Annotated in this window: 21 protein-coding genes; 11 read left to right on the forward strand and 10 right to left on the reverse strand. The window is 66.4% G+C overall.

Annotation, left to right across the window (positions count from 1 at the left end; translation table 11 throughout):
* The first annotated feature begins 155 nt into the window (after nt 1-155).
* From AC1DZT_RS10045 to AC1DZT_RS10075, 7 genes are all read left to right on the forward strand, one after another.
* Nucleotides 156-644, forward strand: coding sequence for a GNAT family N-acetyltransferase (locus tag AC1DZT_RS10045; RefSeq protein WP_478006487.1), 489 nt, complete (start codon nt 156-158; stop codon nt 642-644).
* A 298-nt stretch (nt 645-942) separates the two neighbouring features.
* The gene (locus AC1DZT_RS10050; RefSeq protein WP_478006488.1) at nt 943-1,689 is read left to right on the forward strand and encodes an EcsC family protein; all 747 of its coding nucleotides are present in this window, start codon (nt 943-945) and stop codon (nt 1,687-1,689) included.
* A gap of 137 nt (nt 1,690-1,826) precedes the next feature.
* Entirely contained in the window at nt 1,827-2,174 is a 348-nt protein-coding gene (locus AC1DZT_RS10055) for an ArsR/SmtB family transcription factor (protein WP_478006489.1), read from the forward strand.
* Nucleotides 2,164-2,640, forward strand: a complete 477-nt coding sequence (locus AC1DZT_RS10060) for an SRPBCC domain-containing protein (RefSeq protein WP_478006490.1) — start codon at nt 2,164-2,166, stop codon at nt 2,638-2,640. The genes AC1DZT_RS10055 and AC1DZT_RS10060 overlap by 11 nt, the downstream gene beginning before the upstream one ends.
* Nucleotides 2,641-2,673: 33 nt before the next feature.
* Nucleotides 2,674-3,570 carry an SRPBCC domain-containing protein gene (locus AC1DZT_RS10065; RefSeq protein WP_478006491.1) on the forward strand — a complete coding sequence of 299 codons (897 nt, stop codon included), beginning with the start codon at nt 2,674-2,676 and terminating at the stop codon, nt 3,568-3,570.
* Between the two features lie 54 nt (nt 3,571-3,624).
* The gene (gene pepN, locus AC1DZT_RS10070) at nt 3,625-6,168 is read left to right on the forward strand and encodes an aminopeptidase N (protein ID WP_478006492.1); all 2,544 of its coding nucleotides are present in this window, start codon (nt 3,625-3,627) and stop codon (nt 6,166-6,168) included.
* Nucleotides 6,169-6,231: 63 nt separating this feature from the next.
* Nucleotides 6,232-6,762 (forward strand): hypothetical protein, encoded by a 531-nt coding sequence (locus tag AC1DZT_RS10075; RefSeq protein ID WP_478006493.1) that lies wholly within the window; start codon nt 6,232-6,234, stop codon nt 6,760-6,762.
* Nucleotides 6,763-6,792: 30 nt separating this feature from the next.
* Here the strand turns inward: AC1DZT_RS10075 and AC1DZT_RS10080 are convergent, their stop codons facing one another.
* A complete protein-coding gene (locus AC1DZT_RS10080; protein WP_478006494.1) occupies nt 6,793-7,383 on the reverse strand; it encodes a transglycosylase SLT domain-containing protein in 591 nt (196 codons plus the stop codon).
* A gap of 187 nt (nt 7,384-7,570) precedes the next feature.
* Between AC1DZT_RS10080 and gatB the strand changes: the two genes are divergently transcribed.
* Complete coding sequence (gene gatB, locus AC1DZT_RS10085; protein ID WP_478006495.1) at nt 7,571-9,082, forward strand: Asp-tRNA(Asn)/Glu-tRNA(Gln) amidotransferase subunit GatB; 1,512 nt, start codon at nt 7,571-7,573, stop codon at nt 9,080-9,082.
* A gap of 59 nt (nt 9,083-9,141) precedes the next feature.
* Here gatB and rarD read toward each other — a convergent pair whose 3' ends face one another.
* Nucleotides 9,142-10,017 carry an EamA family transporter RarD gene (gene rarD, locus AC1DZT_RS10090; RefSeq protein ID WP_478006496.1) on the reverse strand — a complete coding sequence of 292 codons (876 nt, stop codon included), beginning with the start codon at nt 10,015-10,017 and terminating at the stop codon, nt 9,142-9,144.
* Nucleotides 10,018-10,081: 64 nt separating this feature from the next.
* Nucleotides 10,082-10,972, reverse strand: coding sequence for a fatty acid desaturase (locus AC1DZT_RS10095; protein WP_478006497.1), 891 nt, complete (start codon nt 10,970-10,972; stop codon nt 10,082-10,084).
* A gap of 158 nt (nt 10,973-11,130) precedes the next feature.
* Here AC1DZT_RS10095 and AC1DZT_RS10100 point away from each other — a divergent pair, with 158 nt between their 5' ends.
* Entirely contained in the window at nt 11,131-12,219 is a 1,089-nt protein-coding gene (locus AC1DZT_RS10100; RefSeq protein ID WP_478006498.1) for an NAD(P)/FAD-dependent oxidoreductase, read from the forward strand.
* Nucleotides 12,220-12,430: 211 nt separating this feature from the next.
* Here AC1DZT_RS10100 and eno read toward each other — a convergent pair whose 3' ends face one another.
* From eno to AC1DZT_RS10115, 3 genes are all read right to left on the reverse strand, one after another.
* Nucleotides 12,431-13,708, reverse strand: coding sequence for a phosphopyruvate hydratase (eno, locus tag AC1DZT_RS10105; RefSeq protein WP_478006499.1), 1,278 nt, complete (start codon nt 13,706-13,708; stop codon nt 12,431-12,433).
* A gap of 79 nt (nt 13,709-13,787) precedes the next feature.
* The gene (locus AC1DZT_RS10110) at nt 13,788-14,696 is read right to left on the reverse strand and encodes a DMT family transporter (protein WP_478006500.1); all 909 of its coding nucleotides are present in this window, start codon (nt 14,694-14,696) and stop codon (nt 13,788-13,790) included.
* The gene (locus AC1DZT_RS10115; protein ID WP_478006501.1) at nt 14,693-15,115 is read right to left on the reverse strand and encodes a Fur family transcriptional regulator; all 423 of its coding nucleotides are present in this window, start codon (nt 15,113-15,115) and stop codon (nt 14,693-14,695) included. The genes AC1DZT_RS10110 and AC1DZT_RS10115 overlap by 4 nt, the downstream gene beginning before the upstream one ends.
* 174 nt (nt 15,116-15,289) lie before the next feature.
* Here AC1DZT_RS10115 and AC1DZT_RS10120 point away from each other — a divergent pair, with 174 nt between their 5' ends.
* Complete coding sequence (locus AC1DZT_RS10120) at nt 15,290-16,177, forward strand: DMT family transporter (protein WP_478006502.1); 888 nt, start codon at nt 15,290-15,292, stop codon at nt 16,175-16,177.
* Nucleotides 16,178-16,571: 394 nt separating this feature from the next.
* Nucleotides 16,572-20,264 (forward strand): vitamin B12-dependent ribonucleotide reductase, encoded by a 3,693-nt coding sequence (locus AC1DZT_RS10125; RefSeq protein WP_478006649.1) that lies wholly within the window; start codon nt 16,572-16,574, stop codon nt 20,262-20,264.
* Between the two features lie 92 nt (nt 20,265-20,356).
* Here AC1DZT_RS10125 and AC1DZT_RS10130 read toward each other — a convergent pair whose 3' ends face one another.
* The 4 genes from AC1DZT_RS10130 to katG all read right to left on the reverse strand — a co-directional run bounded on the left by AC1DZT_RS10130 (nt 20,357) and on the right by katG (nt 25,938).
* The gene (locus AC1DZT_RS10130) at nt 20,357-22,300 is read right to left on the reverse strand and encodes an HWE histidine kinase domain-containing protein (RefSeq protein WP_478006650.1); all 1,944 of its coding nucleotides are present in this window, start codon (nt 22,298-22,300) and stop codon (nt 20,357-20,359) included.
* A 39-nt stretch (nt 22,301-22,339) separates the two neighbouring features.
* The gene (locus AC1DZT_RS10135; protein WP_478006503.1) at nt 22,340-22,888 is read right to left on the reverse strand and encodes a hypothetical protein; all 549 of its coding nucleotides are present in this window, start codon (nt 22,886-22,888) and stop codon (nt 22,340-22,342) included.
* Complete coding sequence (locus AC1DZT_RS10140; protein ID WP_478006504.1) at nt 22,869-23,420, reverse strand: biliverdin-producing heme oxygenase; 552 nt, start codon at nt 23,418-23,420, stop codon at nt 22,869-22,871. The genes AC1DZT_RS10135 and AC1DZT_RS10140 overlap by 20 nt, the downstream gene beginning before the upstream one ends.
* Nucleotides 23,421-23,718: 298 nt before the next feature.
* The gene (gene katG / locus AC1DZT_RS10145) at nt 23,719-25,938 is read right to left on the reverse strand and encodes a catalase/peroxidase HPI (RefSeq protein ID WP_478006505.1); all 2,220 of its coding nucleotides are present in this window, start codon (nt 25,936-25,938) and stop codon (nt 23,719-23,721) included.
* Between the last annotated feature and the right edge of the window lie 113 nt (nt 25,939-26,051).

Genomic DNA, 26,051 nt, shown 5'->3' on the forward strand with positions numbered 1-26,051 from the left:
GCCGGACGGGGCGGGCGATAAATCGCCACGCCTTTCCGGGCCGGGCCTTGTGCCGGCCGCGTGGCGGGAATGGGCGGCGCGAACCGATTTGATCCTGACATGTGACCATGTTACCCGCGTTTCCAGATGATTCTGTCGCGAGCCCCGGAGGCGCCTTGTACCAGCTGGAAGAAGAGACCGAGGCCGACTGGTGGGAGGTGGAGGCGCTTTACGACCTGTGCTTTTCGCCGGGGCGGACGGCCCTGTCCTCCTACCGCCTGCGCGACGGGGTGCCGACGGTGGCCGCCCTCTGCCTGATCCTGCGCGAGGATGGCGTGCTGGTGGCGGCGATCCGCTACTGGCCGGCGGAGGTGGGGGGCGAGGATGTCCTGCTCCTCGGCCCGGTCGCGGTGCACCCGACCCATCAGGGCGAGGGTCTGGGCGGGCTCTTGATGAACGAAAGCCTGACCGAGGCGCGGCGCCTTGGCTGGGAACGGGTGATGCTGGTGGGCGATGAACCCTATTACCGCCGCTTCGGCTTCAAGAAGCTGGAAGGCGTGGTGATGCCGCCGCCGACCAATCCCGACCGGGTGCTCGGCCTCGCGCTGAAGGCGGGCGCCTGGGACAAGGTGCGCGGCCAGGTGACCAAGGCCACCGGCGCCTGACCCCGCATCCAGCGGCGCGCGCCAGGGCGCGCAAGCCCTTGAGGTCGCCGGCGCGGCCAGGGCCGCTTCGGCTCCGCAAAGCCTCCGGTGGGGATATTTGCCTCGGGTGAAAGGGGGCGCTGCCGCGCTTTCCCTTGCTCTTTGCCCAAATACTCCCGCCGGAGGCGCCTTCGCCTGAGCCGGTTGGCCGCAGGCCAGAGGCGAGGACCTGGCTTGCGCCGCAGGCGCGCCTTTGGATCGGGAGGGGGCCGCGCGGGTGGGGCTTTGCCTTTGGCGGGAGGCACCCCATATTCAGGACATGACCCAGGACCTTCCCGCCCTTCCGTCGCATGACCTTGACCTTGAAGTCACCGCTCTCGCCTTCGACCAGGCGCGGCTGGAGCGGTCGCTTGTCGCGCGCAGCCGCACGCTGGGTGCCGGGATCGAGGCGCAATGGGCGCGGTTGCCCATGCGCTTGCGCTCCGAGGTCGAGGCGCAGGTCGCCCAGGCCTTGCGGGTGGGTCTCGGCATTGCCGGCAAGGCGCCGCAGCTGGGGCGCCGGGGGCATCGCTGGCTTCTCATCGCCTCGGGCGCGGCCGGGGGTGCGGTCGGGCTCGCGGGCGCCATGGCCGAGATGCCGGTGGCGCTGATCCTTTTCCTGCAGGCGATCCGGCAGGAGGCGCGGGCGGCCGGGCTGGACCCGGACCGCGAGGGCGTGCGCCTCGCCACGCTGGACATCCTGTCGCGCGGCAAGGCGGTCGGGGCCGAGGCGGCGCTGGACCCGGCCTTCATCTCGGGCCGGTTGGCGCTGGCCGGGCCGACCCTCTCGGGCTGGATCGCGCGGGCCGCGCCGCGGCTGGTGCCGGTGCTGGGTCAGCGGCTTGCGGCCTCGGCGGTGCCGGTGGTCGGGGCGCTGGGCGGGGCGGTGATGAATGCGGCCTGGCTTGACCATTACCGCAAGCTTGCCCGCATCCGCTTTCGCCTGATGGTTCTGGCCGAGCATCATGGGGCCGAGGCGGTTCTGGCGGCTTTCGCCCGGGCGCAGGGTCTGCCCAGCACACGGTGATCCGGTCTGCCGCCGGGGCGCCTCGCTGCAAGGCTGGGAGGGCTGGCGGCCCTCCCAGACCCTCCCGCGGATATTTTGTCTGGATGAAGGGGGGCGAAGGGGCTTTGCAGGGGCGGCGGATTGTGATACTTAGCGGTATGGCTAAGTATGAACCTGACCTTTCCCTGATCTTTCAGGCCCTGTCGGACCCGACGCGGCGGGCGATGCTGGCGCGGATCGGCAAAGGCGCGGTGCCGGTCGGCGATCTGGCGCGGCCCACCGGGCTCGCCCTGCCCACCGTGATGCGGCATCTCGGCGTGCTGGAGGCGGCGGCGCTGATCACCAGCGAGAAGTCCGGGCGGGTGCGCTATTGCCGGGCGGTGCCGGAAACCCTCGCCGGGGCGATGGACTGGATGGCCGAGCAGCGCGCCCTCTGGGAGGCGCGGACTGACCGGCTGGAGGATTATGTGGCGCGTCTGATGGTGGAGGGAGAGCATGAGCAATGAGATGGACCTGACCCGCGATCTGCGGGTCGAGCGGGTGATCGCAGCACCGCCGGCGCTGATCTGGCGCTGTCTGGTCGAGGCGCCGCTCCTCCGGCGCTGGTGGGTGCCCGCGCCGGTCGAGGTGGCCGATCTGGTGATCGAGCCTTTCCCCGGCGGGCGGTTCTTCACCCATATGATCCTGCCCGAGGGCGCCGAACACCGGGTCGAGATGATGGTCTTGCGCGCCGATCCGGGCGCGCGGCTGGTCTTCACCGACCTGATGACCCAGGGCTTTCGCCCCGTCGCCGAACCGATGTTCGGCTTTGCCGCCGAGATCACCCTGAACGCCACCGCGGGCGGCACCGCCTATGCCGCCACCGCCCGCCATGCCCGCGCCCCCGATGCGGCGCGCCACCGCGAGATGGGCTTTCACGACGGCTGGGGCACGGTGGCCGATCAGCTTGCCGCCCTCGCCGTCACGCTTTGACCTCGAATTTCAGACCCCAGGACGGATTGCATGATGACCCAACTTGACCCCGACCTTGACCTTGAGATCGTCCGCGACATCAAGGCGCCGCGCGCCCTGCTCTGGACCTGCTGGACCGACCCGAAGCATCTGCCGCACTGGTTTGTCCCGAAACCGCACAAGGTCGTGGCCTGCGATCTGGACCTGCGGCCCGGCGGCGCCTGCAATACGACCTTCGACGTCGACGGCACAATGATGGAGAACAACGGCGTCTATCTGGAGGTGATCCCGGGCGAAAAGCTTGTCTTCACCGACACTTATCAGGCCGGCTGGAAGCCCATGCCAGACCCCTTCATGACCGCCATCATCACCTTCGAGGACCGCGAACCCGGCGTCACCCGCTACCGCGCCGTGGTGCGGCATCGCACGAAGGAGGCCGCGGCCTCGCATGCCAAGATGGGCTTCTTCGACGGTTGGGGCACGGTCGCAGGCCAGCTTGAGGCCTATGCGCAGGAGATCGGGGCGCGGCAGATGACGATTTCGCGGATCATCAAGGCGCCGGCCGCCACGATCCTGCGCTGCTGGACCGATCCCGCGATCCTGCCCAAATGGTTCGGGCCCGAAGGCTATACCTGCACCACCAAGGAGATCGACCTGCGCGAGGGCGGCGTCTGGCGCTTTGACATGGTGGGCGAGGGCAGGACCTGGCCCAACCGCCACCGCTATCAGGTGATGCGCGAGGACCGGATCGAGTTCCTGATGGATGCCGATGCCGAGGGCGCGCCGATGGAGGTGGTCGTTGTGCTGACCCCAGAGGCGGGCGGCACGCGGATCACCCAGACCATCACCTTCCCCGATGCCGCGGGCCGCGAGGCGGCGAAAGGCTACGGGGCCGAGGCAAAGGGGCTGGAGACTTTGGGCAAATTGGCCGCCGTCGCCGAGCGGCTTTGACTTTTCAATCCCGCCTTGCGGGGCTAGCCTTGCGGCCAACAAAGGATGGCCGCGATGAATGCCGAGAACCCCAAGACCGTTTACCTGAAAGACTATCAACCCTTCAGCCATGTCATCCGGGGGGTCAGCCTGACCTTCCGGCTGGCGCCCAAGGCGACCCGGGTGCTGGCGAAGCTCGATATCGCGCCCAACCCGGCGCGGGGGGCGGGGCTTGACCTGCGGCTGGATGGCGAGGGGCTGAAGCTGATCTCGGCCGCCATCGCCGGCCGGGTGCTGGAGGTGGTACCGGACGACACCGGGCTGACCCTGCCTGCAGCATTGCTGCCCGAGGGCGATTTCACGCTGGAAACCGAGGTCGAGATCGCGCCGGAAGGGAATTTCGCGCTGGAAGGCCTTTACATGTCGAACGGCATGTATTGCACCCAATGCGAGGCGCAGGGCTTTCGCCACATCACCTTCTACCCCGACCGCCCCGATGTGATGGCGCCCTTCAAGGTGCGGATCGAGGCCGATCTGCCGGTGCTTCTGTCCAACGGCAACCCGGTCGGCAGTGGTCCGGGCTGGGCGGAATGGGACGATCCCTGGCCGAAACCGGCCTATCTTTTCGCGCTGGTCGCGGGCGATCTGGTGGCGCATCCCGACCGCTTCACCACCATGTCGGGGCGGGATGTGGAGTTGAACATCTATGTCCGCAAGGGCGACGAGACGCGCTGCGCCTATGCGATGGACAGCCTGATCCGCTCGATGAAATGGGATGAAGAGGTTTACGGCCGCGAATACGACTTGGACATTTTCAACATTGTGGCGGTCGATGACTTCAATATGGGGGCTATGGAGAACAAGGGGTTGAATATTTTCAACTCCAAGCTGGTTCTGGCGAGCCCTGAGACGGCCACGGACGACGATTACAACCGCATCGAGGGCGTGATCGCGCATGAGTATTTCCACAACTGGACCGGCAACAGGATCACCTGCCGCGACTGGTTCCAGCTGTGCCTGAAAGAGGGGCTGACGGTCTTTCGTGACCAGCAGTTCACCGGCGACATGCGCAGCCAGCCTGTGAAGCGGATCGAAGACGTGCTGACGCTCCGCGCCCGCCAGTTCCGCGAGGATGGTGGCCCCCTGGCCCATGCCGTCCGCCCGGAAAGCTTTGTCGAGATCAACAATTTCTACACCGCCACGGTCTATGAAAAGGGCGCGGAAGTCATCGGGATGCTGAAGCTGCTGGTGGGGGAAGCGGGCTATGCCAAGGCGCTGGACCTCTACTTCACCCGCCACGACGGCCATGCCGCGACGATCGAGGATTGGCTCAAGGTCTTCGAGGATGCGACGGGCCGCGATCTGACCCAGTTCAAGCGCTGGTATTCCCAGGCCGGAACGCCGCGTGTGGCGGTGGCCGAAGAGTGGCTGGCCGACAGCGGCACCTTCCGCCTGCGGCTCAGCCAGACCAACCCGCCGACGCCCGGCCAGCCGGAAAAGGAGGCCAAGGTCATTCCGGTGGCGGTGGGCCTCCTCAACCCCAATGGCGACGAGGTGGTGCCGACGACGGTGCTGGAACTGACCGAAGCCGTGCAAAGCTTTGAATTCACCGGGCTCGCCAGCCGTCCCACAGCCTCGATCCTGCGCGGCTTCTCGGCGCCGGTGGTGCTGGAACGCGAGGTGCCGGCCGAGGAGCGCGCCTTCCTTCTGGCGCATGACACCGACAGCTTCAACCGCTGGGAGGCGGGGCGTTCGCTGGCCAAGGAGGTGCTGATGGGCAAGGCCGCGCCGGGGCTGTTGCTCGACGGGCTGGCGCGGGTGGCGCTGGACGAGAGCCTCGATCCGGCCTTCCGGGCGCTGACGCTGCGGATGCCGACCGATGACGACATGGCGGCGACGCTGGCGGCGGCGGGTGCGGTGCCCGACCCCGAGGCCATCCGCGCGGCGCGGCGCGGGCTGCACAAGGCCCTGGCCGAGACGCTGGCGCCGAGCCTTGCCGCCCTCGCGGCCCCGGTCGGCGGCGCCTTCAGCCCCGATGCGGGCCAGGCGGGGGCGCGGGCCTTGCGGCTGGCGGCTTTGGGCCTGCAGGCGCGGCTGGATCTGGCGCCGGTGGTGGCGGCCAACCGGGCTTCCACCAACATGACCGAAGAGATCGGCACACTGGCCATCCTGCTCGACAATGGCGCGGGAGAGGCCGAGGTCGCCGGTTTCGAGGCGCGCTGGAAGGCCGAGCGTCTGGTGATGGACAAGTGGTTCGGATTGCAGATCCTCTGCGCCGCCCCCGATCAGGCGGCCGCGGTCACCGAAAGGCTGACCCAGCATCCGCTTTTCGACTGGAAGAACCCCAACCGCTTCCGCTCGGTCATCGGCGCCCTGTCGGGCAATCATGCCGGCTTCCACCACGCCTCGGGCGCGGGCTACCGGCTGCTCGCGGACTGGCTGATCAAACTGGACCCGCTCAACCCGCAGACCGCGGCGCGGATGTCGACGGCCTTCGAGACCTGGCCGCGCTACGACGCGGACCGCCAGGCGCTCATCAAGGCCGAACTGGCCCGGATCGCCGCCACCCCCGGCCTCAGCCGCGATCTGGGCGAGATGGTCGGGCGCATGGCGGGATAAACCTGCGGTTGACCGAATGGCCCGGCCCTGACTAGGCTGGGCCAAAGATCGATGGAGATTTCGGTGCCGTTCATTTTGGGTGTGTTGGCTGCTGCTGCGGCCGTGTATTTCTGGCTCAACCGGGCGCGCAACGCGGCCCATATGGCCGATGATATGGCCAATATGGCGCAGGATGTCATGGGCGCCGCCCGCCGCTTTGGCTTTCGCCGCAGGGCCAATGTGCATCCGGTGGACTCGCTCGACGATGCCAATGTCGCGGTGGCGGCGCTTGCCATCGGCTTTCTGGAACTGGGCGGCCTGCCGCGCGCCGAACAGCTGGACGCGCTGACCATCAGCCTGCAGGCGCGGCTGGGGCAAAGCCATGGCCAGGCCAAAGAGGCGCTGGTTCTGGGCCGCTGGCTGGTGGGCGAATGTGGCGGCCCGCAGCCTGCGATTGACCGTCTGGCGCGGCGCTTGTGGCGGATGAAGGCGATGGATGCCTTCGAGCCTTTGATACTGGTATGGAAGGACGTGATGGCCGGTGGCGACGGCAGCTGGAGCCCGCGTCAGAAAGAAGCGCTTGAGGCCATCAAGCGGGTTTTTCGCGTCACCTGACCGCAGGGCCCATCGCCGGCGTGCCGCGGATCACGGCTGGCAATAGGCCTGGCTGCGGGTCCAGGAGGCGATGGCGGCGCGGTTGCGGGCCGAGGACCAGGGGCCCCAGTCGCGGGCGATGCCGCGGTTGCCTTTGCCGGCGACCATGTTGTCGCGCGCGACATGCGGGGCCACGATATCCACCGCGCAGGAGAGGTTGGCCGAGCCGTCCTTCAGCCCGGCGGCCGAATTGGCATCGCAGCCGTAAAGCCGCGCGGTCGGGACCGAGATCTGCATCAGGCCGACATAGCGGCCCTTGCCGCCCACCGCCGCCTGGTTGAAGCCGCTTTCGTACTTGGCCGTGGCCGAGAGCAAGCCCACCCAGAAGGCGCGGCGTTCGTCCACCGAGGCGCTTTCGTAGCCCGGGCAATAGACCTCGATATCGGCGGGCACGGTGCCGGTCAGTTCGGAATCATGTGCCGCCACCTGAACGAGCGCGTCCTTGGTCCAGTTGGACGCGTGGGGAAGGTGATCCCAGCGCATCGCGGGCAAGGGGGCCGGAATCTTCTTGGCATTCGCCTCGATCGGAGCCGAGAGAAGGGCCAGGGAAAGCGCCAGCAGGGTCAGGGGAATGCGTCTCATTGGTCCGTTGGGCTGCCGTCGCGGTGCGTGCGACCTGAGGCTTTTGCAGGTGCGAATCGGATTCGCCAACCTTGCGGTTCCCGGCCCCCTTGATTCTCGGCAGGTTTCCGCCGCCATTGGCCCTTGAACCGCTGGCCGCCGAACCCTAAAAGGTCCCTTCAACCGCGCCGGATTTCTGGAGGCTTCGATGCTCGACCTGACCTATACCACCCCTGCGCCCAAGGTGATTGCCGGGGCGAAATCGGATTGGGAGCTGGTGATCGGGATGGAAATCCACGCTCAGGTCGCCTCCAATTCCAAGCTGTTTTCCGGCGCCTCGACCCAGGTGGGCGCCGAGCCCAATGCCAATGTCGCCTTCGTGGATGCCGCGATGCCGGGGATGCTGCCGGTGATCAACGAGTTCTGCGTCGAACAGGCGGTGCGGTCCGGCCTGGGCCTGAAGGCGAAGATCAACCTGCGCTCGGCCTTCGACCGCAAGAACTATTTCTACCCCGACCTGCCGCAGGGCTATCAGATTTCCCAGCTGTACCACCCCATCGTGGGCGAGGGCGAAGTGCTGGTCGAAATGGGCCCCGGCGTCGCCCGTCTGGTGCGGATCGAGCGCATCCACCTGGAGCAGGACGCCGGGAAAAGCATCCATGACATGGACCCCGCCATGTCCTTCGTCGATTTCAACCGCACCGGCGTCGCCCTGATGGAGATCGTCAGCCGTCCCGACATCCGCGGGCCGGAGGAGGCTGCGGCCTATGTGTCCAAGCTGCGGCAGATCCTGCGCTACTTGGGCACCTGTGATGGCAATATGCAGAACGGCAATTTGCGCGCCGACGTCAACGTCTCGATCTGCAAGCCCGGCCAGTATGAGAAATACCAGGCGACGCAGGATTTCAGCCACCTCGGCACGCGCTGCGAGATCAAGAACATGAACTCGCTGCGGTTCATCCAGCAGGCCATCGACTACGAGGCCCGCCGTCAGATCGCCATCGTCGAGGATGGCGGCACGGTCCTGCAGGAGACCCGGCTGTACGACCCCGACAAGGGCGAGACGCGCTCGATGCGGTCCAAGGAAGAGGCGCATGATTACCGCTACTTCCCGGACCCCGACCTGCTGCCCTTGGAGATCGAGCAGGCCTGGGTCGACGACATCGCCGCCACCATGCCGGAACTGCCCGATGCCAAGAAGGCCCGCTTCATGGCCGACTTCGGCTTGACCGATTACGACGCCAATGTGCTGACCGCCGAACTGGACTCGGGTGCTTTCTTCGAGGCGGTGGCCAAGGGGCGCGATGGCAAGATCGCGGCCAACTGGGTGATCAACGAGCTGTTCGGGCGGCTCAACAAGGAAGGCAAGAGCATCGCGGAAACCCCGGTTTCGGCAGGACAATTGGGCGGTGTGCTGGATCTGATCGGCTCGGGCGAAATCTCGGGCAAGATGGCCAAGGACCTGTTCGAGATCCTGTGGACCGAAGGCGGCGATCCGGCGGAGCAGGCGGCCAAGCATGGCATGAAGCAGGTCACCGACATGGGCGCCATCGAGGCGGCGCTGGATGCGCTGATCGCGGGCAACCCCGATCAGGTGGCGAAAGCCAAGGTCAATGCCAAGCTGGCGGGCTGGTTCACCGGGCAGGTGTTGAAAGCCACCGGGGGCAAGGCCAATCCGGCGGTGGTCAACGCGCTGGTGGCGCAGAAGCTCGGGCTTTAGGGCCGGCGCTTCAGGGCTGACGTTTCACAGGAAGCCCGGCGCGCTCGCGTCGGGCTTTTTCAGCTGCGCTTGAAGAAGGACGAGGTGTAAAGCGCCAGCGCCGCCCAGATCATCGGGAAGGCGATCATCTGCGCCACACCGAAGCCTTCGTGGAAGACCAGAATGGCGATCAGCAGGATCATCGTGGGTGCGATATACTGCATGATGCCGATGGTCGACAGCCGCAAGCCCTTGGCACCATTGGCGTAAAGCATCAGGGGCACCGCGGTGACAAAGCCGCTGCAGGCCAGAAGCACGGTGTCGGACATGGTGGCGCCAAAGTGGTTCTGCCCATGGGCCGCCAGCCAGATCATGTAGCCGAGCGCGATGGGCGTCAGGATCATGATCTCGAGCAGGAAGCCCTGGTTGGCGCCGATCGGCAGGCGGCGCTTGAGATAGGCGTAAAAGCCCCAGGTCACGGTGAGGGTGAGCGAGATCAAGGGCAGCTTGCCCGCCTCGATGGTCAGAAGTGCGACGGCTGCAGCGGCCAGACCCACGGCAACCCATTGCCGCGGCGTCATCTTCTCGCCCAGCAGGGTGGCGCCGAGGAAGACCGAGAAGAGCGGGTTGATGTAATAGCCAAGGGCGGTGTCGAGCGCGTGGCCGGCGCCGATGGCCCAGACATAGATCCCCCAGTTGACCGAAATCAGCGCCGCGGTGGCAGCTCCCATGGCCAGCATCCGCGGCTGCTTCAGCAGGGCCAGGATGCCGCCCAGCTCGCCGCGGAACAGAAGGACGAGGGCGGCGATCGGCAGGCTCCAGACCACGCGGTGGGCGATGACCTCGGTCGGCAGGATATGGGCCACGGCCTTCATGTAAAACGGCAGGAAACCCCAAAGCAGATAGGCTGAAAGGGCGAAGGCAAAGCCGCGGGGCGTGTCGGAGTTCTGGGTCATGGCGGCGGTTTAGCCGACGGCGCCGGGGCGCACCAATCCAATCTTGTAAGGATACAGGGCGCCGCTACCGCAGGCGGCGCGCCAGATAGCCGCGGGTGAAGCGGGCATAGCCTGCGGCGGTCACCTTCAGGTGGCTGCGGATCTCCTGATGCAGGGCGGGCAGCTGGTGGAAGGGCACGGCGGGGTAGGCGTGATGCTCGACATGGTAGGGCATGTTCCAGGCCACAAAGCGCACGATCCGGTTGGTGAAGGTGGTGCGGGTATTCTCCAGCATATTGGCGACGAAGGGGCAGTCGCCATGTTCGGCCAGAAGGTAGAGCCGCAGGAAGGGCTGGCCGAGGAGGACCGGCAGCACCCAGAGCCACAGGAGCAGCGGCGTGAAGACCAGGCTGAGCGCGGCGAGGGCGTAAAGCGCCAGCATGATGCGCGCCTCGCGCTTGATCCGGGGCATTGCGTTGGCGGGCAGGTAGGGCGCCGCGACGCGGCCAAGGGCCAGGTTGAAGGTCAGCTTCGCTTCGGCGGTCCAGTAGGGCAGGCCCGAGACATGCCAGACCCAGGGCCAGAGGCCCTGCGGCTTTGCGCCCTCCAGCTCGGGGTCCTGGCCGGGCAGGTTGGTGAAGCGGTGATGGGCGAGGTGGAAGTAGCGGAACCACTCGAATGGCAGGATCAGCACCAGCCCGCAGGCGCGGCCCACCCAATCGTTGAGGCGCGCATCGGCAAAGGGCGTGCGGTGGGTCGCCTCATGTTCCAGCGTGAAGAGAAAGACCAGAAGAATGCCCTGCGCCACCAGAGCCAGCGGCCAGAGCGGGGTCCAGAGGATCATGGCGGAGGTGAGGGCAATCGCCGCCAGATGCCCCGCCAGATGCCAGAGCCCGCGCGCGGTGGAGGCGCGGGTCAGGCTCTCGCGCAGGGCGGGCGGCAGGCTGGCGATCAGGGATTTGTGGTCATGCTCCATGGGCGGAGGTTAGCCACGCGCGGACCCCGGCTGCAAGGCCTGTCGCGGCAGAGCGCCGATCCGGGGATTTCCGGCGAAAGCAAAGGATTGCCGGGCGGGGTTGATCTGCTATCTGAGAGGTGCCGCGTGAAGGCGCATCCTTTGGGGGTTTGGGGTTCATGGAACATTGTCTGATCATCGGCGCCGGGCTGACCGGGGCTGCGCTGGCCTATGAGCTGAGCCTTGGCGGGGCACGGGTCACCGTGCTGGAGGCGGGGATGCAGGCGGCGTCGCAGGCCTCGGGGCGGTCCTTCGGCTGGATCAACGCAAGCTTTGCGCTGAACGCCGCGCATCACGCACTGCGGGTGGAGGGGATCGCGGCGCATCACCGGCTGGAGGTGCGGCTGGCCAACCAGATGCCGGAACCCCTGTGGGACTGGCCCGGCTGCCTCTGGTGGGAGAAGGAGGGCGCGGCGCTGGATGCGATGGCCGAGGGGCTGCTGGCGCAGGGCTATGAGACTCAGGTCCTGGACCGCGCGGAGGTGGCGCAGCGCGAGCCGGCGCTGGCCGCACCGCCCGAGCGGGCGCTGTTCTTCCCGCAGGAGGGCGCGGTGGACCCGGCGGGCCTGACGCGGGTCCTGCTCGCGGCCGCGGCGGCGCGCGGGGCAGAGGTCTATTTCGGGCTGGGCGCCAGCGCGCTGGTCGAAACCGGCGGCGTCGTCACCGGCGCCCTGACGGCGGGCGGGGTGATCGCGGCGGATCAGGTGATCGTCGCGGCGGGGACCGGGGCGGCGGCGCTGTTGGCCGGGGTGGGCCGGGTGCTGCCGATGCTGCCGCGACCGGGGATGATCCTGACCACCCAACCGGTGCCGCGCATTCTGCACCATGTGCTGGGCATGCCGGGCCAGGATCTGCGCCAGGACCGGATGGGCCGCCTGATCATGCCGCTCGCCACCAACCACCAAGCCGACCCGACCGAGACCGCGCCGGAAGATCCGCAGGCCCTGGTGGCGGAAAGCCTCGCCCGGTTGAACGGGCTCTTCACCGGCAAGAGCTTTGCCGCCGAGCAGGTGGCCCTGGCCTGGCGCCCGGTGCCGGGCGACGGGCTGCCGGCGGTGGGCCGCGTGGCACCCGGGCTCTGGCTTGCCGTCATGCATTCCGGCATCACCCTGGCCCCGGTCGTGGCCGAGCTTCTGACGTCGGAGATCCTCGGCGGGCAGGCGGCGCCCCTGCTTGCCAGCTTTGCGCCGGGGCGGTTCTGGGCCTGACACCGGGTGCCTCTGCCCGGCGCCGGGGGGCTTCGCGCCCCCCGGACCCCCCGCGGAGTATTTTCAAAGGAGCAAGGGAAAGCGGGGCCCCCCATTTGCTCCTTTGCAAATACTCCCGCCGGAGGCTCTTGGGTTGGGCCGGGGCGGGCGGGTGAAATGAAAAACGGCGCGCTTTGGGGGCGCGCCGTTTGACCTTGGGCAGGGGCTGCGATCAGGCCTTCAGGATCGAGCGGCCGGCATAGGTGCCGATGTCGCCCAGCATTTCGTCGATGCGGATCAGCTGGTTGTACTTGGCCAGACGGTCCGAGCGCGACAGCGAGCCGGTCTTGATCTGGCCGCAGTTGGTGGCGACGGCGAGGTCGGCGATCGTGCTGTCCTCGGTCTCGCCCGAGCGGTGGCTCATCACGTTGGTATAGCCGGCGCGGTGGGCCATATCGACGGCGGAGAGCGTCTCGGTCAGGGAGCCGATCTGGTTGACCTTCACCAGCATCGAATTGGCGCAGCCCTGCTTGATGCCCATTTCCAGGCGCTTGGGGTTGGTCACGAAGAGGTCATCGCCGACCAGCTGGACCTTCTTGCCAAGCGTGTCGGTCAAGAGCTTCCAGCCCGCCCAGTCATCCTCGGAACAGCCGTCCTCGATCGAGATGATCGGGTAGTCGGCGGCGAGGCCAGCGAGGAAGGCCACGTTCTCTTCGATGGTCAGCGACTTGCCTTCGCCCTTCATCTCGTAGCGGCCGCCCTTGAAATACTCGGTCGCGGCGCAGTCGAGGGCGAGGTAGATGTCCTCACCCGGGCGGTAGCCGGCCTTTTCGATGGATTTCAGAATGAAATCAAGCGCCACGCGGGCGGAGCTGAGGTTCGGCGCGAAGCCGCCCTCGTCGCCGATCCCGGTGTTGTGGCCGGCGGCCTGCAGCTCTTTCTTCAGGGTGTGGAAGACTTCCGAGCCCATGCGGATCGCCTCGCGGACATTGTCCGCGCCGACCGGCATGATCATGAATTCCTGGATGTCGATCGGGTTGTCGGCATGTTCGCCGCCGTTGATGATGTTCATCATCGGGACCGGCAGCACACGGGCCGAGGTGCCGCCGATGTAGCGGTACAGCGGCTGGCCGGTGAATTCGGCGGCGGCCTTGGCCACGGCGAGCGAGACGCCGAGGATGGCATTCGCGCCGAGGCGGCCCTTGTTCGGGGTGCCGTCCAGCTCGATCATGGTGAGGTCGATGCCGACCTGTTCGGTCGCATCAAAGCCGATGATGGCTTCGGCCAGCTCGCCATTGACGGCCTCGACCGCCTCCAGCACGCCCTTGCCCATGTAGCGCGACTTGTCGCCGTCGCGGCGCTCCACCGCCTCATGCGCGCCCGTCGAGGCGCCCGAGGGGACGGCAGCGCGGCCCATCGCGCCGCTTTCAAGGATCACATCCACCTCGACGGTGGGGTTGCCGCGGCTGTCAAGGATCTCGCGGGCGTGAATGTCGACGATCGTGCTCATGGATATCTCCGATGGCGGAAGGGTGCTCTCCCGACCTCCTTTAGCTGGGCTTTGCCATCAGGGAAAGTCTTCTGGCGCCTCAGGCCGCATTTCGCCGCTGCTGTGCGGCACGGGCACGTTCGCGGGCGAAGGAGTAGAGGCCGGAGCCGATGATGACGGCGGCGCCGACCAGGGTCAGAAGGTCGGGCACCTCGGCGAAGACGAGGACGCCGATGGCGATGCCGAAGACGAGGCGGGTGTAGCGGAAGGGGGCCACGACCGAAACTTCGCCAGTCCTACTGGCGGCGGTGATCGCCCAGTAACCGGTCGTGCCGAAGACCACGGTGCCGACCAGCATCAGCGCCTGCATCGGTTCGGGCATCACCGGCGTCTCAAACGCCATCATGCCGAGGCCCATCAGCGTGACCGAGGCGACCCCCCAGGCCGAGACCTGGGTGGTTGAAACCTCTGCCGGGATGGCGCGCGAGGCGAGGTCGCGCAGTCCAAGCCCCGCCACCGTGACCAGAACCCACAAAGCCTCGGGGCGAAATCCGTCGAGGCCGGGCTTGATCACCAGAAGCACGCCGGCGAAGCCCACGGAAATCGCCGTCCAGCGCCGCCAGCCGACCTTTTCCCCCATGAAGAGCGCCGCCCCCATCGTCACCGCCAAGGGCATCGCCTGCAGCACCGCCGAGACGGTGGCGAGCGGGATCGCCGCCAGCGCCGAGATGAAGGCGAAGGTGCCCACCATCTCGCCAAGATTGCGCGCCACGACCCAGGGGTGAAAGACGGCGGGGCTGACGGTGCGCTTGCCCTCGGCGCGGGCGAGGCCGCTGAAGAAGACCCAGGAGAAGATGCAGGTCACGAAGAGGATTTCGCCCGTCGGCAGGCCGCGGGCGGCAAGCTTGAGGAACATGTCCTCGGCCGAGAACAGCGCCATCGAGCCGGCCATCAACCCGATGCCGCGCAGGTTATGCCGGGAACCGGCCGAGGAATTGACGGCTTTCATGCAGGATCGGCGTCCTTGCGGACCGGCACGCCCAAAAGCTCCAGCCGGTGGCCGATCAGCCGATAGCCGAGGCGGGCGGCGATCTTTTCCTGCAGGGCCTCGATCTCGGGGTCGACGAATTCGATGACCTGACCGGAGTTCACGTCGATCAGGTGGTCGTGATGGTCGCGCTCGGCGTCTTCATAGCGGGCGCGGCCGTCGCCGAACTCCAGCCGGTCGAGGATGCCGGCCTCTTCGAAGAGCTTCACCGTGCGGTAGACGGTGGCGAGCGAGATGCGCGGGTCGAGTTTCGCGGCGCGCTGGTGCAGCTCTTCGACATCGGGGTGATCCTCGGCCTCGCCCACGACGCGGGCCACGACGCGGCGCTGTTCGGTCATGCGCAGGCCGCGGCTTTCACAACGGGCAATGATGTCGGCCATGACGCTGCCTTTCCGATGGGGCGGGGTTGCGGCGGCTTTAGTGGAAAGCGGCCCTGCCTGCCAGTGGCTTGATGGCGCAGGCGCGCGTTCGGGCAGGTTTTGCCGGATGCGGATTGCCGGTTGACCCTGCTGCGGGGGCCGGAAAGGGTGGCGCCACAGCAAGGGAGAGTCGCGATGCGCAAGGACAGGATGGACGGCATTGGCATTGCGGCGCTTCTGGGTGTGGCCCTGGTGCTGGCCTTCAACCAGATCGTGATCAAGCTGGTCAGCCACGGGCTGCAGCCGGTCTTCATGGCGGGGCTGCGTTCGGCGCTGGCGGTGGTCTTCGTTGGCGGCTGGCTCTGGTATCGCGGGCTGCTCGGGCGGGTGCGGCTTTCCGACCTCGGGCCGGGCCTCTTGATCGGGGTGATCTTCGCGGTGGAGTTCCTGGGGTTGTTCGTGGCGCTGGACCTGACCACGGTCGGGCATGCCTCGCTCATCATGTATTCGATGCCGCTGTGGATGGGAATTCTGGGCCATTTCTTCCTGCCGGGCGAGCGGGCGACGCGGGTCAAGGCGCTGGGCCTGGCGCTGGCCTTCGCGGGCACCGGCTGGGCGATTTCGGCGCGGGGCGGGGCCAATGCGGGGCAGGTAAGCTGGCTGGGGGATTTCTGTGCGCTTCTGGGCGCCTGGGGCTGGGCGGGCACGGCCTTTGTCGCGCGCAAGTCGCGGCTGCGGCTGGCGGGACCGGAGGCGCAGCTGTTCTGGATGGTACTCGTCTCGGCCCCGGTGCTGCTGATCGCTTCGCCCTTCTTCGGCCCGCTGATCCGCGACGTGACGCCCATGGACTGGGTCTGGCTGGTGCTGCAGGCGCTTGTCGTCGTCTCGGGCGGGTTTGTCACATGGCTGTGGCTTTTGTCGGTCTATCCTGCCTCGACCGTGGCCTCGTTTTCCTTCCTGACACCGATCCTTGCGATCCTGCTCGGGCATCTGGTCTTTGGTGAGTCGCTGTCCCTGACGCTTCTTGCCGCGGCGGTGCTGGTCTCTGGGGGCATCATCCTGATCAACCGCAGGGCAGGGTGAGGGCGCAGAATCAAGCCCGACCCGTTGTGGTGCAAACTTGTCCCCGGCGCCAAACGCGGCGCCTGCTTGGGAAATAGGCCCCCTGTCCCCAGAGCCGGGAATTTCATCCACGGGTTTGTCCACAGGAAGAGGCCCTCGTGCAAAAGCGCCACAGTTAGACGGGGTCTTGGCGTCAAGCACAAAATATAGCGCGAATGCGCAATAAATCCGTTGCTGCATCCCAGATCTTGCGGCAGTTTGTGGAGGTCGAGGCCAAGCCGGGAAACAGGCGGCGCCGCGACGGGGACAGGTTCAAAACGAAAAACCTCTGACAGGGGAACGCGCCCGGGACTGGGCGTGATCGGTTCTGTTGTGCCGTCCCCCTGGCGTTGAAAAACAAGGAGTGATGGGGCAGATGAAGATCGAGCGGAAATTTACTTCGGCAGACACCGGCGCCTATGGGGCCATGTCCTTCCAGCTGACCACCTCGGAGATCCGCAATCCCGATGGCAAGATCGTCTTCCGCAACGATGCGGTCGAGGTCCCCGAGGGCTGGAGCCAGGTCGCGGCCGACGTGCTCGCCCAGAAGTATTTCCGCAAGGCCGGCATCCCCGCCGTCACCAAGCGCGTGCCCGAAAAGGGCGTTCCGCGCTTCCTTGAACGCCATGTCCCCGATCAGGAGGCGCTGGAGCAGCTGCCCGCCGAAAAGCGCTATGTCGGCGAGACCTCGGCCAAGCAGGTCTTCGACCGTCTGGTCGGCGCCTGGACCTATTGGGGCTGGAAGGGCGGCTATTTCACCACCGAGGCCGATGCCAAGGCCTATTACGACGAGATGCGCTTCATGCTGGCGCGTCAGATGGGCGCGCCGAACTCGCCCCAGTGGTTCAACACCGGGCTGCACTGGGCCTACGGCATCGACGGCCCGAGCCAGGGCCACTATTACGTCGATTACAAGACCGGCAAGCTGACCAAATCGGACAGCGCCTATGAACATCCCCAGCCGCATGCCTGCTTCATCCAGTCGGTCCGCGATGATCTGGTCGGCGATGGCGGCATCATGGACCTTTGGGTCCGCGAGGCGCGTCTTTTCAAATACGGTTCGGGCACCGGCACCAACTTCTCCTCCCTCCGCGGGGAAGGGGAGAAGCTGTCGGGCGGCGGCAAATCCTCGGGCCTGATGGGATTCCTCAAGATCGGCGACCGGGCGGCGGGGGCGATCAAGTCGGGCGGCACCACGCGGCGCGCGGCCAAGATGGTGATCTGCGACATGGATCACCCCGATGTCGAAGCCTTCATCAACTGGAAGGTGATCGAGGAGCAGAAGGTGGCCTCGCTGGTCGCAGGCTCCAAGGCGCATGAGGCGCGGCTGAACGAGATCTTCGCGGCGATCCGCCAGTGGGATGGTTCGTCCGAGGATTCGGTGGACCCGGTCAAGAACCCGGCCCTGAAGGCGGCGATCAAGGCGGCCAAGAAGGCGATGATCCCCGACACCTATACCTTCCGCATCCTGCAATATGCGAAGCAAGGCTTCACCAGCATCGAATTCCCGACCTACGACACCGACTGGGATTCCGAGGCCTATATGACGGTTTCGGGCCAGAACTCGAACAACTCGGTCCGCGTCACCGATGCCTTCCTGAAGGCGGTCAAGGACGACCAACCCTGGGAGCTGATCCGCCGCACCGATGGCAAGGTCGCCAAGACCGTCTCGGCGCGCGAGCTGTGGGACCAGATCGGCCATGCCGCCTGGGCCTGCGCCGATCCCGGCATCCAGTTCCACGACACGGTCAACGCCTGGCACACCTGCCCGGAAGATGGCCCGATCCGGGGGTCCAACCCCTGCTCGGAATACATGTTCCTTGACGATACGGCCTGCAACCTCGCCTCGATGAACCTCTTGACCTTCCAGAAGAACGCCAAGTTCGATGCGGAAGCCTATATCCATGCCTGCCGTCTCTGGACGATCACGCTGGAAATCTCGGTGATGATGGCGCAGTTCCCGTCCAAGGAAATCGCGCAGCTGTCCTATGACTTCCGCACGCTGGGCCTTGGCTATGCCAATATCGGCGGCCTGTTGATGAACATGGGCCTTGGCTATGACTCCAAGGAAGGCCGCGCACTTTGCGGTGCCTTGACCGCGCTGATGACCGGGATCGCCTATGCCACCTCGGCCGAGATGGCCAAGGAACTGGGCGCCTTCCCCTCCTATGGCCGCAACGCCGCCCATATGCTGCGGGTGATCCGCAACCACCGCGCTGCCGCCCATGGGACTGGCGCTTACGAGGGGCTGAACGTCGATCCGGTCACCCTGGATCACCGCAACTGCCCCGACCAGACCCTGGTCGCCCTGGCGAAATCCGCCTGGGACGAGGCCTTGGCCCTGGGCGAGGTCAACGGCTTCCGCAACGCGCAGACCACGGTCATCGCGCCGACCGGCACCATCGGTCTGGTGATGGACTGCGACACCACCGGGATCGAGCCCGACTTCGCGCTGGTCAAGTTCAAGAAACTGGCCGGGGGCGGTTACTTCAAGATCATCAACCAGTCGGTGCCGGGTGCCTTGGAAACCCTCGGCTACCCCTCGCACCAGATCGCCGAGATGGTGGCCTATGCGGTGGGCCACGGCTCCATCGCGCAGGCGCCGGCGATCAACACCACCTCTCTCATCGGCCATGGCTTTGGTCCGCGCGAGCTGGAGAAGATCGAAGCCGCGCTGCCGACCGCCTTCGACATCCGCTTCGTCTTCAACCAGTGGACGCTGGGCGAGGATTTCTGCAAGGGCACGCTCGGCATCCCCGCCGACAAGCTGCTGGACCCGTCGTTTGACCTGCTGCGCCACCTCGGCTTCACCAAGGCGCAGATCGACGCCTGCAACGACCATGTCTGCGGCACCATGACGCTGGAAGGCGCGCCGTTCCTGAAGCCGCACCATTACAACGTCTTCGACTGCGCCAATCCCTGCGGCAAGAAGGGCAAGCGCTATCTGAGCGTTGACAGCCATATCTACATGATGGCGGCGGCGCAGAGCTTCATCTCGGGCGCGATTTCCAAGACGATCAACATGCCCAATTCGGCTTCCATCGCCGAGACGCTGGCGGCTTACGAGCTGTCGCACAGCCTCGGCATCAAGGCCAACGCGCTTTACCGCGACGGGTCCAAGCTGTCGCAACCGCTCGCCTCGGCGCTGATCGAGGATGACGAAGAGGCCGAGGAAGTGCTCGCCTCCGGTTCGGCGCAGGAAAAGGCCGCGGTTCTGGCCGAGAAGATCGTCGAGAAGATCATCATCAAGGAAGTCATCCGCACCAACCGCGAGAAGCTGCCGGAACGCCGCAAGGGCTATACCCAGAAGGCCATCGTCGGCGGCCACAAGGTTTACCTGCGCACCGGCGAATATGGCGACGGGCGGCTGGGCGAGATCTTCATCGACATGCACAAGGAAGGTGCGGGCTTCCGCGCCATGATGAACAACTTCGCCATCGCGATCTCGGTCGGCCTGCAATACGGCGTGCCGCTGGAGGAATATGTCGAGGCCTTCACCTTCACTCGCTTTGAACCGGCGGGCATGGTGCAGGGCAATGACAGCGTGAAGAACGCCACTTCGATCCTGGATTATATCTTCCGGGAACTGGCGATCTCCTACCTCGACCGCACCGATCTGGCGCATGTCAAACCCACCGGCCACAGCTTCGACGATCTGGGTCGCGGCGATGACGAGGGCAAGCGCAACATTGCGGAAGTGTCCGAGCAGGCCGCCAATCGCGGGCTGGAGGTGATCAAGCAGATCTCCTCGACCGGATACCTTCGCAAGCGCGTGCCGCAGGAACTGGTGGTGCTGCAGGGCGGCATGGGGATGACCGGCTTTTCCGGCATGGGGCTTGGCGATGGCGCCTCGGCGCTGGACCTGCTGATCCCCGAGACGCGGATGGCCTCGGGTGGCGGGTCCAGCACGGCGCTGGCCTCTGGCACGGTGGGCATCGACCAGCGGGTCAAGGCCAAGATGCAGGGCTATGAGGGCGATCCCTGTGGCGAATGCGGCAACTACACGCTGGTGCGCAACGGCACCTGCATGAAGTGCAACACCTGCGGCGGAACCAGCGGCTGTAGCTGAGGCGGGGCCTCTGGCCGCTGCAACAGGCGAAAAAAACCGGCGCGGATCACTCCGCGCCGGTTTTTTACTTGCTGGCCGGGCCCGTACTCGGCTCAGACGCTGATCAACTGGGTCAGGGCGGCTTGCAGGGCCTCGGTGGAATAGGGTTTGCGGACCACGGGCACCTTGCGCAGCGGTTCGGGGATCATCACGCTGTCGCCATAGCCGGTGGCAAAGACGAAGGGCACCTCGCGGCGCAACAGCTCCTGCGCCACCTCGAGCGAGGTCGAGCCGGAACCGAGGTTGAAGTCGAGCACCGCCAGATCCGGCGTCTTGGCCGCGATCCGCTTCATCGCCTCGGCCGCGGTGGCCACCGTGGTCAGATCGCGCGCGCCAAGGCCGCGCAGCATCTCTTCGGCATCCAGCGCGATCACCAGCTGATCTTCGACCAGCAGGATGGATTTGCTTTCAAAGTCGACGGGCGTCTCGGACATGGGGGTCATGTGGGGCGTCACTTTATGCTTGGCGATATGGGTGCTGATGAATTTGGCGGGAATGGTGATATGGGCCTCGGCGCCGCCCGGCGCATAGGTGATCTCGCTGGTGCCCTGCAGGTCGTAAGGCACGCTGCGGGTGAGCAGGATCGAGCCGAAGCCCGAGCGTTCCGGGGTCTTGACCGGCGGGCCATTGCTTTCGCGCCAGCTGAGCGCGCAGTCGCCATTGGCGAGGCGTTCGAAGCTGATATCCAGCCGCCCGGTCCGGGTGGAGAGGCTGCCGTATTTGGCGGCATTGGTCGCCAGTTCATGCACGACCAGCGCCATGACCGAATAGGCCTGGGCATCAAGGCCCAGATCCTCGCCGGTCAGGACGATCTGTTCGCTGCGATAGGGCGACAGCTCTGCCGAAAGCAGCTGCACCAGGCTGCCGCCGCCATCGGCGCGCACGATCTGGTCATGGGCATGCGACAGGGCCTGAATCCGCCCCTTGAGGACCTGGACATAGGCCTCCAGAGTCTCACCCTCGGCGGTGGGATGGCCGATCAGCGACTTGATCAGGGCGAGGATGTTCTTGACGCGGTGGTTCAGCTCGTCATGCAGGACGCGCTGGCGCACCTCGGCCTTCTTGCGTTCGCTGGCCAGCACCTCGTTGTGGCGCAGGATCACCTCGCGCAGGCCCAGCAGGATCGCATCGGCGACGTTGCGTTGATCCTCGCTCCATTCGTCGGACTGGCCCTCGACCGTCTCTTTCCAGATCGCAAAGCTCTTGCGCGGGGTCAGCCGGTCGCCCAGCGGGCCGGTCTCATAGGTCTTGGTCGGATCGCCGCCCCATTCCAGCGTCTGGACCTTTTCCTTGCGGAAGTAGAAGAGAAAATCCTTCGGCACCACCGACAGCGGGATCGAGAGCATGCCGGCCGCCGCGGCCGCGAAGGCGCGGGCCCCGGGCAGTTCGGCGGGCAGGGAATGGGTCGCATGGATGCGGGGCGTGCCGCCGGCCACGGCAAGCGCGGTGAGGTCGGCAAGCGCCTCGGGCGGCGGCGTGGCGCCCTTGCCCGACCAGCTGCCATTGATCCAGAGGCCGATGCCGTCGCAGGGGATCAGCCCGGCCAGATCGTCCAGATGGTCGCGCAGGAAGCTTTCGGCATCGGCCTGGGCGGACATATGCGCCAGAAGGCTGTCCAGCGCGCTGCGGGTGCGCAGCGTCGTTTCGGCCCGGCGGCGGTGGTGCAGCGCGGTGAGGTGCAGCGAGAGGAAATCGGTATATATCTCTGCCGCCACCCTTTGCGCCTGGGTCAGGGTCTTGCGGCTGTAATGGTGGCAGGCGACCATGCCCCAAAGCTCGCCCCCCACGATGACCGACAGCGACATCGAGGCGCCGACCCCCATGTTGCGCAGATATTCCAGATGGATCGGCGAGACCGAGCGCAGATGGGCATAGGACAGGTCCAGCCTTTGGCCTTCGGCGTCCACCTCGGGCAGGATCGGGCTGAAGGGGCCCTGGGCATCGGCGATCACCCGGATCGTGTTGCGCAGGTAGAGCGCGCGGGCCTGCTGGGGGATGTCGGCGGCGGGAAAATGCTGGCCGAGGAAGGATTCAAGCTAGGGCCGCTTGGCCTCGCCGATCACCTTGCCCGAGCCGTCGGGCGCGAACTGGTAGAGCATGACCCGGTCATAGCCGAAAAGCGTCTGCAGATAGAGCGGCATCCGCTTGGCCAGCGTGGGCACCTCGGTCAGCAGCAGGGTCCGCTCGATCAGCGCGCGCACCATGTCGAGCGCCGATCCCGCGTCATCGGGGCCGACCGGTTCGAACTCCATGATCCGGTTGTCCTGATGCATGTGGACGGCCACATCGAAGGCGCCCTTGCCGTTGATGTCGGCGATCCGGACCAGGCCGGGGCGGCGGGCGTTGGTGGATTTCGACACGGCATTCATCAGATCATGCGCCACGGTGCCGCCCAGAAGCCCGTGGACCTCTTGCCCGAGCGGGGCTGCGGACAGGCCCAGCATCGCCGCCGCATTGGCCGAACAGCGCACCACGACGCGGCCATCGCGCCCGGCCACCAGCATGCAGCCATGGTCCTGAATCCGCCCCGGCGTGTGGATCGGCTCGCGGTCGCAGTTGGTCAGATTAACGCTCGAATTCGGCACAGGCGGCCTCCCCGGCAGAAATGGCGATGTCGAAGATCTGGCCCGCACCGGCAATGGCCGCGTTCAGATCAAAGGGTTCTACCCTGTCGAGGAAGCCCAGGAAAGCCGCCCAGCGGTCGGGCGACCCTGTCTGAAGGGACAGGTGCCGCGCGCCAAAGCCCGCGTCAAAGCCAAGCGCCAGCGCGTCCTTGCGCAGCACCGCCGCGCCAAGCGCCGAACCTTCCAGCACATAAAGCGCGCCGATCGTGGCGGAAGGGTTGGTCAGGGCAGGGCGGGGCAGCGGGGCCGGGCAGGCCTCCACCGCCAGATCGCGGCAATCGAGCGTGAGGGGCGCCACGAGGTCGAGCGGCAGAAGGCCTGTGTCCAGATAGGCCGGGGCGGTCAGTGCGGGTTCAACGGCGGTGCGGAAGGACAGCGTGCTTTGCAGATAGGCCAGATAGCTGCGGCGATCGGTGAAACGCCCGATCAGGGCGTCGAGCAGGCGGTGCTTTTCGTTCGTGGCGGCTCGCAGGCCTCGCCGTCTGTCGTTCAAGTTTCACCACCTAATGTCACTGCCAGACCTTGCCCCGCGCTAACCGGGGACAAAAGCAGCCGTCTGTTGTCGTTGTAGTCCAAGCCTGAACCGATGCGCGAAGCCGCATGAGGGAAAAACCAAGAAGCCCGCCTCCGGTTCCATAGCTCATTAAACTTTTATCCGTCTGTCGATTCGCTCCGCTCCGCCTGAAATTCTTTCCGGATGGTAAATGCGTGACCGCGCTGCCGCGGTCCAAAAAGGAACCGGGCGCGGCTGGGGTCAGCCGCGCCCGGTGGAATCAGGGTCGCAAGGGTCCTCAGACGAGGTCGGTGCGCCCGGCGTTCATCACCTTGGTCCAGGCGGCGACGAAGTCACCGACGAAGCGGCCCTCGGCGTCGTCGCAGGCATAGACCTCGGCAATCGCGCGCAGTTGCGAGTTCGAGCCGAAGACGAGGTCGGCGCGGGTGCCGGTCCATTTCACCGCACCGGTGGCGCGGTCGCGGCCCTCGAAGACTTGGGTCGAGCCGTCGACCGGGGTCCAGACCGTGCCCATGTCGACCAGGTTGACGAAGAAGTCATTGGTCAGGCTGCCGGGACGGCTGGTGAAGACGCCATGCTTGGTCTGGCCATGGTTGGTGTCCAGCACGCGCAGGCCACCGACCAGCGCGGTCATCTCGGGCGCGCTCAGCGTCAGAAGCTGGGCACGGTCGATCAGCAGCTCTTCGGCGGAGACCGAGTATTCCTTCTTGAGATAGTTGCGGAAGCCATCGGCCACCGGTTCCATCGCAGCAAATGAATGCGCGTCGGTCTGTTCCTGGGTCGCATCGGTGCGGCCCGGGACGAAGGGCACCGTCACGTCATGGCCGGCGGCCTTGGCTGCGGCCTCGATCGCGGCGGAACCGCCCAGAACGATCAGATCGGCCAACGAGACCTTCTTCGGGCCCGAGCCGTTGTAGCCGGCCTGAATGCCACCCAGAATGGCCAGAACCTTGGTCAGTTGGGCGGGCTGGTTGGCCTCCCAATCCTTTTGCGGGGCCAGACGGATGCGGGCGCCATTGGCCCCGCCGCGCTTGTCCGAACCCCGGAAGGTCGAGGCCGAGGCCCAGGCGGTGGAGACCAGCTCCGAGATCGTGAGGCCCGAGCCGAGGATCGTGGCCTTCAGCGCTTCGATGTCGCCCGCCTCGATCAGGGGCGCGTCGACCGGGGGAACCGGGTCCTGCCAGATCAGATCCTCTGCCGGGACAAGCGGGCCGAGGTACAGGACTTTCGGCCCCATGTCGCGGTGGGTCAGCTTGAACCAGGCGCGGGCGAAGGCATCGGCGAAGGCCGCCGGGTCTTCCAGGAAGCGGCGTGCGATCGGGCCATAGATCGGGTCGAACTTCATCGCCATATCCGCCGTCGTCATCATCGGCGGATGCTTCAGCGAGGGGTCATGCGCATCGACCACCAGATCTTCCGGCTCGCAGTTGACGGGGTGCCATTGCTTGGCGCCCGCCGGGCTGCGGCCCAGAGCCCAGTCGTATTTGAAGAGCACTTTCAGGTAGCCGAGGTCCCAGGTGGTGGGATTGGGCTTCCAGGCGCCTTCGATGCCCGAACCGGTGGTGTGGATGCCGATGCCGGTGCCGAAGGCGTTCTTCCAGCCAAGGCCCATCTGTTCGATGCCCGCCGCTTCCGGCTCGCGCCCGACGAGGGCCGGATCGCCCGCGCCATGCGCCTTGCCGAAGGTATGGCCGCCGGCGGTCAGCGCCACGGTCTCTTCATCGTTCATCGCCATCCGGGCAAAGGTCTCGCGGATGTCGCGGCCCGAGGCGACCGGGTCGGGGTTGCCGTCCGGGCCTTCGGGGTTGACGTAGATCAGGCCCATCTGCACGGCGGCCAGCGGGTCTTCCAGATCGCGGTCGCCGGAATAGCGGCTGTCGGGCTTGTCCGAGGTGGCCAGCCATTCGGTCTCGCCGCCCCAGTAGATGTCCTCCTCCGGTTCCCAGACGTCGGTGCGCCCGCCGCCGAAGCCGAAGGTCTTGAAGCCCATCGATTCCATCGCGGCATTGCCGGCCAGGATGATCAGGTCGGCCCAGGACAGCGCCGCGCCATACTTGCGCTTGATCGGCCAGAGCAGGCGGCGCGCCTTGTCGAGGTTGACGTTATCCGGCCAGGAGTTCAGCGGCGCAAAACGTTGGGTGCCATGACCCGCACCACCGCGGCCGTCGCCGGTCCGGTAGGTCCCGGCCGAGTGCCAGGCCATGCGGACGAACAGCGGGCCGTAATGGCCCCAGTCGGCCGGCCACCAGGGCTGCGACTGGGTCATCAGGGCGTAAAGATCCTGACGGACGGCTTCCAGATCAAGCGCCTTGAAGGCCTCGGCATAGTCGAAAGCCTCGCCCATCGGATTGCCGCGGACATTATTCTGGTGCAAAACCTTGAGGTTAAGCTGGTTCGGCCACCAATCGCGGTTGGAGCGTGCCCCAAAGGTCGCCTGTTTGGCTGTGCCGTGCAGAACCGGGCATTTCGTGCCGCTGGCTGAATCGTTTCCGTCCATCTTGGTCTCCCATCATCTGGTTTTTGCCGGGACCCCGAATCGCGCCGGGGCCGGCTTTTGGGTGTTTGGCCGCGTAAAACAAGCCGGTCCGGTTGGGGGATTCCGGCCTTCGA

Source organism: Rhodobacter sp. P1_C2 (genome assembly GCF_056406375.1).

Excerpts from the sequence above, each read along its gene's own strand:
- AC1DZT_RS10115 (WP_478006501.1), bottom strand. The coding sequence starts at position 15,115 with ATGGCCGACATCATTGCCCGTTGTGAAAGCCGCGGCCTGCGCATGACC.
- AC1DZT_RS10100 (WP_478006498.1), top strand. The coding sequence starts at position 11,131 with ATGGAACATTGTCTGATCATCGGCGCCGGGCTGACCGGGGCTGCGCTG.
- AC1DZT_RS10050 (WP_478006488.1), top strand. The coding sequence starts at position 943 with ATGACCCAGGACCTTCCCGCCCTTCCGTCGCATGACCTTGACCTTGAA.
- rarD (WP_478006496.1), bottom strand. The coding sequence starts at position 10,017 with ATGACCCAGAACTCCGACACGCCCCGCGGCTTTGCCTTCGCCCTTTCA.
- pepN (WP_478006492.1), top strand. The coding sequence starts at position 3,625 with ATGAATGCCGAGAACCCCAAGACCGTTTACCTGAAAGACTATCAACCC.
- AC1DZT_RS10110 (WP_478006500.1), bottom strand. The coding sequence starts at position 14,696 with ATGAAAGCCGTCAATTCCTCGGCCGGTTCCCGGCATAACCTGCGCGGC.
- AC1DZT_RS10125 (WP_478006649.1), top strand. The coding sequence starts at position 16,572 with ATGAAGATCGAGCGGAAATTTACTTCGGCAGACACCGGCGCCTATGGG.
- eno (WP_478006499.1), bottom strand. The coding sequence starts at position 13,708 with ATGAGCACGATCGTCGACATTCACGCCCGCGAGATCCTTGACAGCCGC.
- katG (WP_478006505.1), bottom strand. The coding sequence starts at position 25,938 with ATGGACGGAAACGATTCAGCCAGCGGCACGAAATGCCCGGTTCTGCAC.
- AC1DZT_RS10120 (WP_478006502.1), top strand. The coding sequence starts at position 15,290 with ATGCGCAAGGACAGGATGGACGGCATTGGCATTGCGGCGCTTCTGGGT.
- gatB (WP_478006495.1), top strand. The coding sequence starts at position 7,571 with ATGCTCGACCTGACCTATACCACCCCTGCGCCCAAGGTGATTGCCGGG.
- AC1DZT_RS10055 (WP_478006489.1), top strand. The coding sequence starts at position 1,827 with ATGGCTAAGTATGAACCTGACCTTTCCCTGATCTTTCAGGCCCTGTCG.
- AC1DZT_RS10065 (WP_478006491.1), top strand. The coding sequence starts at position 2,674 with ATGACCCAACTTGACCCCGACCTTGACCTTGAGATCGTCCGCGACATC.
- AC1DZT_RS10060 (WP_478006490.1), top strand. The coding sequence starts at position 2,164 with ATGAGCAATGAGATGGACCTGACCCGCGATCTGCGGGTCGAGCGGGTG.
- AC1DZT_RS10095 (WP_478006497.1), bottom strand. The coding sequence starts at position 10,972 with ATGGAGCATGACCACAAATCCCTGATCGCCAGCCTGCCGCCCGCCCTG.
- AC1DZT_RS10080 (WP_478006494.1), bottom strand. The coding sequence starts at position 7,383 with ATGAGACGCATTCCCCTGACCCTGCTGGCGCTTTCCCTGGCCCTTCTC.